This window comes from Cupriavidus sp. 94F1 (assembly GCF_057798875.1).
Map to the genome: position 1 here is coordinate 49,763 of NZ_JBYOJT010000001.1, position 13,451 is coordinate 63,213.

At 66.0% G+C, this 13,451-nt stretch carries 11 protein-coding genes; 2 read left to right on the forward strand and 9 right to left on the reverse strand.

Annotated features, from left to right (window positions below):
• The first annotated feature begins 183 nt into the window (after positions 1-183).
• Positions 184-369, forward strand: coding sequence for a type II toxin-antitoxin system HicA family toxin (locus AC3FJ6_RS00235; RefSeq protein WP_153945187.1), 186 nt, complete (start codon positions 184-186; stop codon positions 367-369).
• Positions 370-452: 83 nt separating this feature from the next.
• On the forward strand, positions 453-872 hold the full coding sequence (locus AC3FJ6_RS00240) for a type II toxin-antitoxin system HicB family antitoxin (protein WP_487523698.1): 420 nt from the start codon (positions 453-455) through the stop codon (positions 870-872).
• Positions 873-1,165: 293 nt separating this feature from the next.
• Here the strand turns inward: AC3FJ6_RS00240 and AC3FJ6_RS00245 are convergent, their stop codons facing one another.
• The 9 genes from AC3FJ6_RS00245 to thrC all read right to left on the reverse strand — a co-directional run bounded on the left by AC3FJ6_RS00245 (position 1,166) and on the right by thrC (position 13,442).
• The gene (locus tag AC3FJ6_RS00245) at positions 1,166-3,148 is read right to left on the reverse strand and encodes a gamma-glutamyltransferase family protein (protein ID WP_488770762.1); all 1,983 of its coding nucleotides are present in this window, start codon (positions 3,146-3,148) and stop codon (positions 1,166-1,168) included.
• A 393-nt stretch (positions 3,149-3,541) separates the two neighbouring features.
• Positions 3,542-4,021, reverse strand: a complete 480-nt coding sequence (locus AC3FJ6_RS00250; protein WP_488770287.1) for an OsmC family protein — start codon at positions 4,019-4,021, stop codon at positions 3,542-3,544.
• A gap of 136 nt (positions 4,022-4,157) precedes the next feature.
• A complete protein-coding gene (clpB, locus tag AC3FJ6_RS00255) occupies positions 4,158-6,746 on the reverse strand; it encodes an ATP-dependent chaperone ClpB (protein WP_488770288.1) in 2,589 nt (862 codons plus the stop codon).
• A gap of 207 nt (positions 6,747-6,953) precedes the next feature.
• A complete protein-coding gene (locus AC3FJ6_RS00260; protein ID WP_488770289.1) occupies positions 6,954-9,119 on the reverse strand; it encodes a D-(-)-3-hydroxybutyrate oligomer hydrolase in 2,166 nt (721 codons plus the stop codon).
• 313 nt (positions 9,120-9,432) lie between these two features.
• Positions 9,433-9,813, reverse strand: coding sequence for a fluoride efflux transporter CrcB (gene crcB, locus AC3FJ6_RS00265; protein WP_488770290.1), 381 nt, complete (start codon positions 9,811-9,813; stop codon positions 9,433-9,435).
• A gap of 36 nt (positions 9,814-9,849) precedes the next feature.
• On the reverse strand, positions 9,850-10,347 hold the full coding sequence (locus tag AC3FJ6_RS00270) for a molybdenum cofactor biosynthesis protein MoaE (protein ID WP_488770291.1): 498 nt from the start codon (positions 10,345-10,347) through the stop codon (positions 9,850-9,852).
• Positions 10,348-10,349: 2 nt separating this feature from the next.
• On the reverse strand, positions 10,350-10,607 hold the full coding sequence (gene moaD / locus AC3FJ6_RS00275; protein WP_488770292.1) for a molybdopterin converting factor subunit 1: 258 nt from the start codon (positions 10,605-10,607) through the stop codon (positions 10,350-10,352).
• Positions 10,608-10,617: 10 nt separating this feature from the next.
• Positions 10,618-11,853: a molybdopterin molybdotransferase MoeA gene (locus AC3FJ6_RS00280; protein ID WP_488770293.1), complete on the reverse strand. Its 1,236-nt coding sequence runs from the start codon at positions 11,851-11,853 to the stop codon at positions 10,618-10,620.
• A 143-nt stretch (positions 11,854-11,996) separates the two neighbouring features.
• Positions 11,997-13,442: a threonine synthase gene (gene thrC, locus AC3FJ6_RS00285; RefSeq protein WP_029051690.1), complete on the reverse strand. Its 1,446-nt coding sequence runs from the start codon at positions 13,440-13,442 to the stop codon at positions 11,997-11,999.
• Positions 13,443-13,451 lie beyond the last annotated feature (9 nt).

Sequence of the window (13,451 nt, forward strand, 5' to 3'; positions counted from 1 at the left end):
AACGGAACGAATGGTTTCGCCGATCCAAGCACGTTTTCTGCATAAGATCGGACGGGAATATGGGAATGCTGGAAAACGTGCGTCATGCTCTTGACAACGCAACATAAATGTTGCATTTTCAACGTTGTCAGGCACAACATATATGTTGCACAATGCCCGCCTCTCAACCGACAAGGGAGGGGCATGAAATACAGCGAGTTCAAGCGGTGGCTCGAACAGCAGGGTGCGATCTTCCAGAAGCACCGCAGCGGCTCCAGCCACTACCGGGTCACGCTGAATGGCTTCACGACGATCTTTCCCTACCACGGCAGCAAAGAGATGGGCAAGGATCTGGAACTGAGGATCAGAAAGCAACTCGGCCTGAAGTGACGGGCAGGCCCGCGAAGGGCCTCCTCTCACTCGAACTCGCCATCCCGTACCTGGCATCGACGACTTACTACAGGACGCACCACATGTTCTCGTACCCCGTAACGCTGACGCCCGATAGCAACGGCACGCTGCTGGTCACGTTTGCTGACATCCCCGAAGCCAATGCCGTCGGCGTCGATGAAACCGACGCGCTCAAGCAAGGGCTGGACGCCCTTGAAGCCGCCCTGGACATCTATTTCGACTTGCGCCGTCAGATTCCGCTGCCGTCCAAGGCCCGTCGCGGCCAGCCAACGGTCACGTTGCCAGCGTTGGTCACCGCCAAGGTGCTCCTTGCCAATGAGATGCTGGCACAAGGCGTGCGCAAGGCAGAACTCGCGCGGCGGCTCGATGTTCACATGCCGCAGGTGGATCGGCTCCTGAACCTGCGGCACTCCTCCAAACTGGAAATGATCGAAAAGGCGCTGGATTCGCTGGGTCGGAGGCTCGACGTCCAGCTTGCCTGATCGCCGGGCTGTCACTGCGCGTCCGGATGGGCGGGCCGTCGCCCTTTCCGGCGGCCGCTCAAAGAAAAAACCCGCAGCACCGGAGTTGCGCTGCGGGTCAAGTTTCCATTCCGGAAACGGGTAGACAAGTCATGAAGAGCGCCCCCGCATCTCCATGACGGTTCAGATATTAGCCATCCGCTCCCATTTGCAAGTTGATGCAGGTCAACCACCCCACAATCGGAGGCGGTGGGCAGCGAAATCAGGCCAACGCGGCCGGATGGCCCTGCGGAACGGTGCAGTTCAGGCGGCAGTCATGGCGTGAAGGTGTTGCCCAGCACAACGCCCTCGCGCCGGGCGTCGGTGCCGCCCTGCAGCACGGGCGCGCCGCCGGCCTGGCTGCGCAGGATCGTGTTGACGCCGCTGGACTGCGCCGAGGTGGAGATCGTGTGCCCCAGCGCCTTGAGGCCGGTGATCAGCGGATCGTTGGCGCCGCCGTTGCTGGCATCGATATCGGGATGCTCGCCGCCGAGGGTGGTGGTGGCGCTGTTGCTGGCGCCAAAATCCACCAGGTTCGACGCCTGCTGCGCGTCCAGCCCCCAATCGAGCACGCCCACGAGCGTCTTCACCACGTATTGCGGAATGGTGCCGCCGCCCGGCGACCCCGTGGCCATCAGGAAATCGCCCATCGACCCGTCCGGCGCCTTGCGGAACACCAGCGTGGGTGCCATCGAGCTGCGCGGCCGCTTGCCGGGCTGCACCCGGTTGGCCACCGGGTTGCCGCTGGCGTCGGTCGGGGCGGCCGAGAAGTCGGTCAGCTGGTTGTTGAGCAGGAAGCCGTTGGTCATATGAAACGAGCCCATGCTCGACTCCACCGACGTGGTGGCGCTGACCACATTGCCCTGCGCGTCGACGATCGAGTAGTGGTTCGTGCCGTGCTCGACCAGCGGCACCACACCCAGGGGCACCGCACCGAAGTTACCCGCCGTGGCCGTACCCATCGAACGGTTCGGATCGATCAGCGCGGCGCGCGTCTGCAGATAGGGCTTGTTCAGCAGCGTGTCCCACGTTCCGCCGGGCAGCGGCACGAAGTCGGTATCGGCCACGTACTTGTCACGGTCGGCATAGGCCAGCCGTTCGGCCTCGCTCACCCGATGCACGCCCTGCACGGTGGGCTTGCCGCCTTCGTTGTCGACGGGGTTGGGCTTGAGCGACGCCATATCGAAGTTCTCGATGATCTGCATCGCCGATGCCACGGTGATGCCGCCCGATGTCGGGGGCGGCGCGCCGCAGATCCAGTACGCGCGGTACGTCACGCAGACTGGCGTGCGCAGTTTGGCCTCGTACGCGGCCAGGTCGGCCAGCGTGGTCTTGCCCGGGGTGGTCGGCGTGCCGTCCGTGGCGGTGGTCGCCCCGATCTTGGCGATGATGTCGTTGGCGATGGCACCCTTGTACAGCGCGTCGGCGCCCTGCGCGGCCATGGCGGTCAGCGTGTTGGCATAGGCCGGGTTCTTGAGCACCGTGCCCAGCGCCTTGGGCGTGCCATCGGCGTTGAAGAAATAGGCGGTGGCTTCGGGGTCGCGTTTCAGGCTGGCAGCGTTCGACGAGATGGCCTGCGCGAGCCGCCCGCCGATGGGGAAGCCGTTGGTGGCCAGCGAGATGGCGTCGCCAAACAGGTCCTTCCAGGCCAGCTTGCCGTGTTCCTTCTGCACGCGCTCGATCAGCCGGGGCACGCCGATGGTGCCGATCGACCGGCCGCTGGCGCGCGCGCTGGGCTTGGGCGGCGTCTGGTCGGTGGCGTCGTCCACGTAGCGCAGGTAGTTCTCGGTGGCCGCCGCCGGCGCCGTTTCGCGCCCGTCGTAGGCCTGCACCGTCTTCGCGGCGGCATCGTAATAGAGCATGAAGCCGCCCGACCCCATCCCCGTGGCCTCGGTGACGGTCAGGCCCAGCACGGCCTGCACGGCCACGGCGGCATCGGCGGCCGTACCGCCATGCTTGAGCACCGCGCAGCCCGCCGCGCTGGCGTAGGCGTTCGATGTCGACACCATATAGGTCCTGGCGTAGACCGGCTTCAACCCGGTGCGATAGCCGGTGGCCGCTTCCGGCAGTGCCGGGTCGCCGGGCTGGTTCGACCCGACCACCACCGTGCTGCCGTTGCTGGCCAGCACCTGGCAACTGTTGTCGGCCTGTGGCGTGGTGGGCGTGGTGGGCTTCGAATTGTCGTCGCTGCCACCGCAGGAAACGACCAGCAGTGTGCCCGCAACCGCGGCAGCCAGGGTCAGGGGGACCTTCCGTATTGGCAACACCATATTTCCTCCAGACTACAAAGAAGCGCCAGGGGGAGGCGCGATCCGCGGATGTCGGACGGGCAGGCGTGGCGCAGCAAGCAATGGGACGTCTGCCGTTATTTTGTTGGATGCAAGGACGAACGGAGGCCGCCGGGCTGCATGGCTCGGAAAATTCAGGCGACGGACCGGGAAGCAAGGATTGCCCGCGCGGCGGCGCGGGCGCGGCGCGCTATGACGAATTGGTCAGGGCAACAGGGGGATTCATGACCGTGCTGACTGTTGGCTTGTCAATCAATGCAATGTGTCAACACTAGACCATCGGGATCGTGATGGCCAAGTATCTTTCGCGCGGTATGGGTGAGGCAGCGGACATACGCCCTGCCCCACCTTCCGGCATCAGCCTCAGGCCGCGGCCGCCTGCTCGATTACCGCTTCGCACCGGATCGGAAAATTGACCGAATTGGCGATGTAGCACTTCTCGTGCGCCACGTGATGCAGGTGCGCGGCGCGTTCCGCATCGTCGCCGGCCCGGATCGTCACGCGCGGGCGCAGCACGATTTCCGAGAACTGCCCGCCTGCCGGGCCATCGGTCATGGTGCCCTCGGCGTGGTCCACATAGGCCAGCACCGCAATGCCGGCGTCCGAGCACAGGTGCAGGTACCAGAGCTTGTGGCAGGCGCTGGCCGACGCAACGAGCAGGTCTTCCGGATTCCAGCGCGTGGCATCGCCCAGGAAGGCCGGGTCAGAGGAGCCGGGGATCTCCGGCTTGTCGCCGGCGCGGATCGTGTGATCGCGTCCGTAGGCGCGGTAGCCGCTGGTGCCGGTGCCGCGGTTGCCAGTCCATTCCACGGTGACGTGGTACTTGTGCTCGCCATGAGCCATGGGATTGCTCCAGGGGGTGGGAATCGGGCAGAGCCGGTATTGTGGCGCAAAAGGCCGAAGCCAACAGACAAAAAAAGGACCTCCGAAGAGGTCCCTGGTTCTGTGGCGATGCCGGCGATGCCGCCGGCCGCCCGGCTTAGTGAACGACGCGTCCGAACGTGAAGTGATCGCCCTCGTAGTCCACCGGCACCACGTCCTTGGCGGCAAACTTGCCTTCGAGGATGGCGCGGGCCACCGGGTTCTCGATCTGCTGCTGGATCGCGCGCTTCAGCGGACGCGCGCCGAACACCGGATCGTAGCCCGCGCTGGCTATCTTCTCCAGCGCACGCTCGCTGATATCCAGCGTCATGTCCATGCGTGCCAGGCGCGACTGCAGGCGCTGGAGCTGAATCCGGGCGATGGACTCGATGTTCTTCTGGTCCAGCGCGTGGAACACCACCACCTCGTCGATCCGGTTCAGGAACTCGGGCCGGAAACGCGTGCGCACCTCCTGCCAGACCGCGCCCTTGACCGCTTCCTGCGGCTCGCCGGACATGGCCTGGATGATGTGCGAACCCAGGTTCGACGTCATCACGATCACCGTGTTCTTGAAGTCCACGGTACGGCCCTGCCCGTCGGTCAGGCGGCCGTCGTCCAGCACCTGCAGCAGCACGTTGAACACGTCCGGGTGGGCCTTCTCGACCTCGTCGAGCAGGATCACCGCGTACGGCTTGCGGCGCACGGCCTCGGTCAGGTAGCCGCCCTCGTCATAGCCCACGTATCCCGGCGGCGCGCCGATCAGCCGGCTCACGCTGTGCTTTTCCATGAATTCGCTCATGTCGATGCGGATCAGGTGCTCTTCCGAATCGAACATGAACTCGGCCAGGGCCTTGCACAGTTCGGTCTTGCCCACCCCGGTCGGCCCCAGGAACAGGAACGAACCATACGGCTTGTTCTCGTCCGACAGCCCGGCGCGCGAGCGGCGGATGGCATCGGACACCAGCCGCACGGCCTCGTCCTGCCCCACCACGCGCTGGTGCAGCTTGTCTTCCATCTTGAGCAGCTTCTCGCGCTCGCCCTGCATCATCTTGGCGACGGGGATACCGGTGGCGCGGCTCACGACCTCGGCGATTTCCTCGGCCCCGACCTGCGTGCGCAGCAGCTTGTTGGGCTGCTTCTGCTCGGCCGCCTCGGCCTTGTTCGCGGCCTGCAGCTTGCCTTCGAGTGCCGGCAGCTTGCCGTACTGGAGCTCGGCCACCTTGTCCAGCTTGCCTTCACGCTGCAGGCGCGAGATGTCGAGCTTGATCTTCTCGATCTCTTCCTTCAGCGCGGCCGCACCCTGGGCGGCGCCCTTCTCGGCGCGCCAGATTTCATCCAGGTCCGCGTATTCCTTCTCCAGCCGCGTGATTTCCTGCTCGATCAGTTCCAGCCGCTTGCGCGATGCCTCGTCGGTTTCCTTCTTCACCGCCTCGCGCTCGATCTTGAGCTGGATCGTGCGGCGTTCGAGCTTGTCCATCGCCTCGGGCTTCGAGTCGATTTCCATCTTGATGCGCGCGGCCGCCTCGTCGATCAGGTCGATGGCCTTGTCCGGCAGGAAGCGGTCAGTGATATAGCGGTGCGACAGCTCCGCCGCCGCCACGATCGCCGGGTCGGTAATCTCCACGCCATGGTGCAGTTCGTACTTTTCCTGCAGGCCGCGCAGGATGGCGATGGTCGATTCCACGCTCGGCTCATCGACCAGCACCTTCTGGAAGCGGCGCTCCAGCGCGGCGTCCTTCTCGATGTACTTGCGGTACTCGTTCAGCGTGGTGGCGCCGATGCAGTGCAGCTCGCCGCGCGCCAGCGCCGGCTTGAGCATGTTGCCCGCGTCAATCGCGCCCTCGGCCTTGCCCGCGCCCACCATCGTATGGATTTCGTCGATGAAGACGATGGTCTGGCCTTCGTCCTTGGCCACGTCGCTCAGCACGGCCTTCAGCCGTTCCTCGAACTCGCCGCGGTACTTGGCGCCCGCCAGCAGGCCGGCCATGTCCAGCACCAGCACGCGCTTGTTCTTGAGCGTCTCGGGCACTTCGCCGTTGACGATCCGCTGCGCCAGCCCTTCGACGATGGCGGTCTTGCCCACGCCCGGCTCGCCGATCAGCACCGGGTTGTTCTTGGTGCGACGCTGCAGGATCTGGATCGCGCGACGGATTTCGTCGTCGCGGCCGATCACCGGGTCGAGCTTGCCCGCGCGGGCCCGCTCGGTCAGGTCCACCGTGTACTTCTTGAGTGCCTCGCGCTGCGATTCGGCGTCGGCACTGTTCACGTTCTCGCCGCCGCGCACGGCCGTGATGGCCGCCTCCAGCGACTTGCGCGACAGCCCGTTCTCGCGCGCGATGCGGCCGGTGTCGCCCTTGTCGTCGGACACGGCCAGCAGGAACAGCTCGCTGGCGATGAACTGGTCGTTGCGCTTGATCGCCTCCTTCTCGGTGGCGTTCAGCAGGTTGTTGAGGTCACGGCCAACCTGGACCTCGTTGGTGCCCTGCACCTGCGGCAGACGGCCGATGGCCGCATCCAGCGCGGCCTGCAGGCCGTTCACGTTCACGCCGGCACGCGACAGCAGCGTACGGGCCGAGCCGTCTTCCTGGGCCAGCAGCGCACGCAGCAGATGCTGGGGTTCGATATATTGGTTGTCGTGCCCCAGGGCCAGGCTTTGCGCTTCGGCCAGCGCTTCCTGGAACCGGGTAGTGAGTTTGTCAATTCGCATCAGGCGCCCTCTCTCTAGTCGATGAGTGTGTCCTGCTGCGGGGCGGCGGCGTGGCAGCACAGCGGCTGCCGTTCGCGGATGCCCTGCCGGACACGGTACTCCCGAAAGATAGGGCTTTGCATTGACATTTCAAGACACCCGCCACACAACTTGTACAGACTGCAAGTGCATGGCGGGCTACATCACCTTCCGCGCGCTGCCGCGCGGCTAGTTCGGCACGTCGACGGTCGTACCGCTGACCGAAATCGTATCGGCGGCGGCCGGGTTGGCCGCGATAGGCGGCACGTTGGAGGGCAGGATCTGCGGCCCCACCGCGACGGTGTTGCTACCGCCACGCGGGGTGGTCCGCACGACCTGCGACGGTGGCAGCGCGGTGCCGTTCTTGAGGTTCGCGTAGACGGCGTCAAGTGCGCGGTTCAGATACAGGTGCATCGGGATATACCGCGCACCGTAGCCGGCGATCACGTCGATAAAGCCGTCGAAGTGCTGCCCGTTTGTCACCTCGATATACGACAGCCGGCTGGCGCTGCCCTCCACCGACTTGTTCAGGCCCAGGTAGGGCCGCGACGTGTGGTTGACCGGCAGCAAGGCATCGCTGCGGCCGTGGACGATCATCGCCGGCTTACCGCGCAGGTTGCCGTTACGGTACGTCTGACCGATCCCGGCCATCAGCGCCGCGTTCCGGTTGTCGAGCAGGGCACGCAGACACAGGGCGCCGTCGAGGTTGGCATCGGCCAGGTTGGTCGATGGCGATTGCGAGACCAGATCGCGGAACGGGCCGCTGGGGTTGGCGTCGTTGATCAGCGTGACGGGCCCGGTCGGCGGAATGCCATTGCCGGTCGAGAACATGCCGACCAGCGATGCCGCCGGGATCGCCACCGGCGTCAGCGCCGTACCGACCGCCGCAAAGCTGTAGTTGCACAGCCGGTCCGTCACACTGGCGCGCGAATAGGCGTTGGCATAAGTGACCGAGATCGAACTGGCAACTTCCAGCGCCGACAGCGACGAATGCAGCTCATCGGATTCCGTTTCCCACCCAGCGGCATGCAGGGCCGCCAGTGCCGAGGTGCCCCGGTCGCCGGCAGTGGCCCCGGTCACCTTGCCCTTGCCGGTCAGCGACGCGCAGCGGTTGATGCCGATCTGGCCTGGCGCCGCCGCGAGCGGCGCGTTGACCAGCGTCGGGTCCTGGCTGGCACACAACTGGAACAAGTTCGCCGTCGTCGTGTAGTCATAAAGATGCTTGCCGGACGCCGCCACCTGCGTACCGCCGCGCCGCACGGTAATGACCGGGCTCGGCGGCATTTCCACGTTCGGCTCGCCCACGGCCACGCCGTCGATCAGTCCGTCGGTGTCCTGCTCGGCCGCTGCCACTGCCGCCCCGCCGCCATTCGAGATGGCCGACGCGATGACCAGCACGTTGTTCTTCGTAAAGGTGGCCTGCCGCACGCCGTCCGAGCCCATCGTGCCAAAGCGGTCATTGATGGCGAACAGGGCAAACTGGATGGCCTGCAGCGTGTTCTTGCCCCAGTCGGCTTCGGGGTTCTGCTGCGAATGGGCGTGCTTGAACGCCAGTCGGTGGGGGTTGGCCGTGGTGAAATCCGCCAGCGATTGCGCGCCCGGCTGGGCCGCAAACTGGGCCGCCTTGCCCGCGCCGCGCCGGTCGGCGCGCGTGCCGTCGATCAGCGGCACGGTGTCGGTATCCAGGTCGTGCGGTGCCGCGCCCGTGCCCTTGTCGGTATAAGCCACCGCACAGCCGCGCTTCAGACCCCACTCGCCGACCGCGATGCCACCGTACACCCCGCGCGAGCCGGACGACGTCGCGGAAATGACGCATGGGTTGCTTTTATCGAACGAATCCGGCACTTGCACCATCATCGTTACGTTTTTCGTGCCAGTACCGTCATCGGCAAAAGCCAGGTATTCGGTGCCGGGCACCTTGCCCTGGCTGTTTGTGACATTGCCTTGGGCGTCGACGTTCGGCCCATACAGCGAGCCGTATCCACCGGCCGCCTGCACGTCCACGATGGCTCGGTAGTTGACGAAGATGGCATTGCGGCGCAATTCCGCGGCCGTGGGCGCCGTCGGATCGGCAAATGCCGGGGCCGCAGCGGCCGCCAGCCCGTCCTTGCCCAGCCCTGCCGTCAGCAGGTCGTCCGATGTGCCGTCGTAGGATTTGACCGAAATCGTCCCGACAATAAACGTCGGCCGATTGTTTGGATTCTGTGTAGTGCTGCCTCCGCCACCTGGCGTGCTGTTTGAATCCCCGCCTCCACAGGCCGAGATCAACAGGGTGGCAGCGGCCGCGGCGACGGCGGTCTGCTGGAACCGGCGCCGCAGTTGCGGGCTTGCGGACGAGGCATGGCGATGCTGCATGGGGATGTCTCCTTGTTATGAACGGAACGGTAAGCCGCGATAAGACAAGGACTGCTTGGGGCAAAAACTGATGGCCACCGACGGATCGCCGGATTCTTGAAGGCCACGGCGGGCCGGCAAGCGACCGTAGCTGCACTTTCTAATGATTGTGAAAGCAGACAGGCAAACCGCGCGAGGTGCGTTGCACACCTCAATGCCCATGCGGGAAATAGTAGTCGGTCCCGGACGGCCCGGCAGTAGCAAAAGTATCGGGAATGTTACCTATGCCCCAGAACGGGGGATTCGTGCGGGAACTCCCGCCCGGTCCGACGGTTCACGACAGCGTGCGGTACGTCCAGATGCCCAGCGCGGTCAGCAGCAGCGAACCGCCCAGGTGGGTGGCCAGATGCGCCAGCGCCCAGCGATAGTCGCCAGCCAGCAGATTGCCGATCACCTCGCTGGAAAACGTCGAAAACGTGGTCAGGCCGCCGAGGAAGCCGGTGACGGCGAGCAGGCGCCATTCCGGCGGCAGCGACGGATGGGTGTCGAAGAACGCCACCGCCAGGCCAATCAGGTAGCCACCGACCAGGTTCGACGCCAGCGTGCCGTACGGCAGCGCCGGATTGATGGCATTCCACATCACGGAAAACCCCCAGCGCAGCCATGCCCCCAACGCGGCGCCCACGCCGACCGCCACAAACCCCATCGGACCCATCGATTCGACCTTTCGTCCGTTCGAATGCTTTCGAACTTATTTGTTGTTGTCGGGCGTGCCCGCCGCGTCGGCGTTGAACGATTCGATACCCCAATGGCGCAATGCCGCATCGTCCGACACCCGTGCATCGACCCAGCGCGCGCCCTCCGGCGTGTCTTCCTTCTTCCAGAACGGCGCCTCGGATTTCAGGTAATCCATGATGAACTCGCACGCGGCAAAGGCGTTGCCGCGATGCGCGGAAGCCACCGCGACCAGCACGATCTGGTCCAGCGGCTGCAACAGCCCCACCCGGTGCACGATCGTCACGCCCAGCAGCGCCCATCGCTGGCACGCGGCGGCCTCGATCCGGGCCAGCGCCTTCTCGGTCATGCCCGGGTAGTGCTCCAGTTCCATCGTGCTGACGCGGGTGCCATCGCTGACATCGCGCACCGTGCCGATAAAGCTGGCCACGGCACCCACGCCCGGGTTGCCGGCGCGCAGCGCGGCCACTTCGGCACCGAGATCGAAATCCTCCTGCTGCACACGGACCGTCATTTTCAGCCCCCGGTCACGGGCGGGAAGAACGCCACCTCGCAGCCGTCGGCCAGCGGGGTGTCGGCACGGGCCACGGCATGGTCCACCGCCATGCGCAGCGCCCGGCCTTCGGCCAGCGTCTCGGCCCAGGCACCGCCGCGCGCGCGCAGCCAGCCACGCAGATCGCCGACGGTACGGACGTCGGCGGGCACCTCGGCGCGTTCGGCGGCCCGGCCTACCTGCTCGCGCACACTGGCGAAATAACGAAGTTCAAGTTGCATCGGATAAAACCTAGGCCAGCAGGCTGGCAAACGGGATGAACTGCACGGTGTCGCCTCGCGCAATGGGCTGGTTGGGTGGATTGTCGATCAGGCCATCGCCCCAGACCGTGGACGTCAGCACGCCCGAACTCTGATTCGGGAACAGGTCGAGCCCGCCCGCATCGTTCAGGCGCGCGCGCAGGAATTCGTTGCGGCGGTCGCCTTTCGGCAGGTCGAAGTCGGCGCGCATGGCAATGCGGCGCGGCGTCACGTCCGCGACGCCCTGCAGGCGCAGCAGGAATGGCCGCACGAACAGCAGGAACGTGACGAAGCTCGACACCGGATTGCCGGGCAGGCCGATAAAGAAGGTCGGCTGGTCGGTGCCGTTGGCCACCTCGCCGAACGCCAGCGGCTTGCCGGGCTTGATCGCGATCTGCCAGAGATCCAGGCGCCCTTCCGCCGTCACGGCCGGACGGATATGGTCCTCCTCGCCCACCGACACCCCGCCCGACGTGATGATCAGGTCGTTGCCTTCGGCCGCGCGCCGCAGCGTGTCGCGCGTGGCGGCCAGGGTATCGGGCACGATGCCGAAGTCGGTGATCTCGCAGCCCAGGTTTTCCAGCAGGCCGCGCAAGGTGAACCGGTTGGAGTTGTAGATGGCGCCCGGCTTGAGCGGCTCGCCCGGCATCGCCAGTTCGTCGCCGGTAAAGAACACGGCCACGCGCACGCGGCGAATCACATCGAGCCTGGCCTGCCCGACCGAGGCAGCCAGCCCCAGCGCCTGCGGCGACAGCCGTGCGCCCACGGGCAGGATCTGGCTGCCGGCCTCGATGTCCTCGCCCGCGCGGCGGATCCACTCCCCCGACGCCGGCACATGGTTCACGATCACCGCATCGCCGTCGGCCTGGCATTGCTCCTGCATGACCACGGCATCGGCGCCCGGCGGAATCAGGCCGCCCGTGAAAATGCGCGCGGCCGTGCCCGGCGCCAGTTCGGACCCGACATGACCGGCCGGAATGCGCTGCGACACCGGCAGGCGCGTGCCTTCGGCCGGCACGTCGGCCGCGCGCATCGCGTAGCCGTCCATCGACGTGTTGTCGGCGGGCGGCACGCGCAGCGTACTGGTCACGGGCGCCGCCAGCACGCGGCCGTTGGCATCGAGCGTATCGACGGTTTCCGTTTCGGTGATGGGACGAACGCCGGCCATCAGGGCTTCCAGCGCCTGGGCCATCGTCAGCATCGGGGGGCGCGCTGCGGGTTGGGTCATGGGGGTCTTGGGGATCTGGGTTGGCCCCAGAAAGCAAAACAGCCCCCGGGGGTAACGTCCGGGGGCCGTGGCAGCGGGGCCCGGCAAACCCGATTGTAGCGAGTTGGCGCCGGAACCACAGGGGTCTGTGGCAATACCCCTTATTACAGGCCCGTGTGCTGCACGATATACGCCTTGACCGTGTCGGCGTCGGCCGGCATGACCTCGAACCGCTGCGGCAACGACTCGATGCCGTCGAACGCAGCCGGACGCTCGGGCTCGTGGCCCAGCGCCTCGCGGATCGTGTCGGCAAACTTGGCCGGCAGCGCGGTTTCCAGCACCACCATCGGCACGCCGGCCGACAGGTGCTCGCGCGCCACCTTCACGCCATCGGCGGTATGGGTGTCGATCGTCACGTCGTAACGCTGCTTGACGTCGCGGATGGTCGCCAGCCGGTCATCGTGCGTGCTGCGGCCCGACACGAAGCCGAACTGGCGGATGCGGTCGAATTCCGGCGTGCCGGACAGGTCGAAGCCGCCCTTGGCGTCCACGTCGCGGAACAGCGCGGCCAGCTTGCCGGCGTCCTGGCCCAGCAGGTCGAAGATGAAGCGTTCGAAATTCGACGCCTTCGAGATGTCCATGCTCGGGCTCGACGTGTGGTACGTCTGCGCCGACGTGCGCACGCGGTACGTGCCGGTGCGGAAGAACTCGTCCAGCACGTCGTTTTCGTTGGTGGCCACCACCAGCCTGTCGATCGGCAGGCCCATCATGCGCGCGATATGGCCGGCGCAGACGTTGCCGAAGTTGCCCGACGGCACGCAGAACGACACCTTCTGGCCCGGGCCATCGGTGGCCAGCAGCCAGCCCTTGAAGTAGTACACCACCTGGGCCACCACACGCGCCCAGTTGATCGAGTTCACGGTGCCGATGCACTGGCGCGCCTTGAACGCGTGGTCGTTCGACACGGCCTTGACGATGTCCTGCGCGTCGTCGAACACGCCTTCGATGGCGATATTGAAGATGTTCGGGTCCTGCAGGCTGAACATCTGCGCGGTCTGGAACGCGCTCATCTTGCGGTGCGGGCTCAGCATGAACACGCGGATGCCTTCCTTGCCGCGCATTGCGTACTCGGCCGCGCTGCCGGTGTCGCCCGACGTGGCACCCAGGATGTTGAGCTTCAGCCCGGCGCGCTTGAGCGCGTACTCGAACAGGTTGCCCAGCAGCTGCATGGCCATATCCTTGAAGGCCAGCGTCGGGCCGTTGGACAGGCCCAGCAGTTGCAGCCTGGTGCCGCCTTCCTCGCCCAGCGTGCGCAGCGGGGTGATGTCGGCGGTGTTGTCGCCCGGGCGCGCGTTGCAGTACACCTCGGCCTTGTACGTCTTGCGCGTCAGCGCGCGCAGGTCGTCGGCCGGGATGTCGTCGCAGAAGCGCGACAGCACTTCGAACGCCAGGTCGGCGTACGGCAGCTTGCGCCACGCTTCGAGTTCATCGGCGGTGACTTGCGGATACTGCTTCGGCAGGTACAGGCCGCCGTCCGGGGCCAGGCCTCCGAGCAGGATCTCGGAGAACGATTGCGGCATGTCATGGCCGCGCGTCGACTGGTATTTCATGGCAATTCG

Bases quoted from the DNA above. Each gene is read 5' to 3' on its own strand.
- AC3FJ6_RS00235 (WP_153945187.1), top strand. From the start codon at position 184: ATGAAATACAGCGAGTTCAAGCGGTGGCTCGAACAGCAGGGTGCGATC.
- AC3FJ6_RS00240 (WP_487523698.1), top strand. From the start codon at position 453: ATGTTCTCGTACCCCGTAACGCTGACGCCCGATAGCAACGGCACGCTG.
- AC3FJ6_RS00250 (WP_488770287.1), bottom strand. From the start codon at position 4,021: ATGGCTCATGGCGAGCACAAGTACCACGTCACCGTGGAATGGACTGGC.
- clpB (WP_488770288.1), bottom strand. From the start codon at position 6,746: ATGCGAATTGACAAACTCACTACCCGGTTCCAGGAAGCGCTGGCCGAA.
- AC3FJ6_RS00260 (WP_488770289.1), bottom strand. From the start codon at position 9,119: ATGCAGCATCGCCATGCCTCGTCCGCAAGCCCGCAACTGCGGCGCCGG.
- crcB (WP_488770290.1), bottom strand. From the start codon at position 9,813: ATGGGTCCGATGGGGTTTGTGGCGGTCGGCGTGGGCGCCGCGTTGGGG.
- AC3FJ6_RS00270 (WP_488770291.1), bottom strand. From the start codon at position 10,347: ATGACGGTCCGTGTGCAGCAGGAGGATTTCGATCTCGGTGCCGAAGTG.
- moaD (WP_488770292.1), bottom strand. From the start codon at position 10,607: ATGCAACTTGAACTTCGTTATTTCGCCAGTGTGCGCGAGCAGGTAGGC.
- AC3FJ6_RS00280 (WP_488770293.1), bottom strand. From the start codon at position 11,853: ATGACCCAACCCGCAGCGCGCCCCCCGATGCTGACGATGGCCCAGGCG.
- thrC (WP_029051690.1), bottom strand. From the start codon at position 13,442: ATGAAATACCAGTCGACGCGCGGCCATGACATGCCGCAATCGTTCTCC.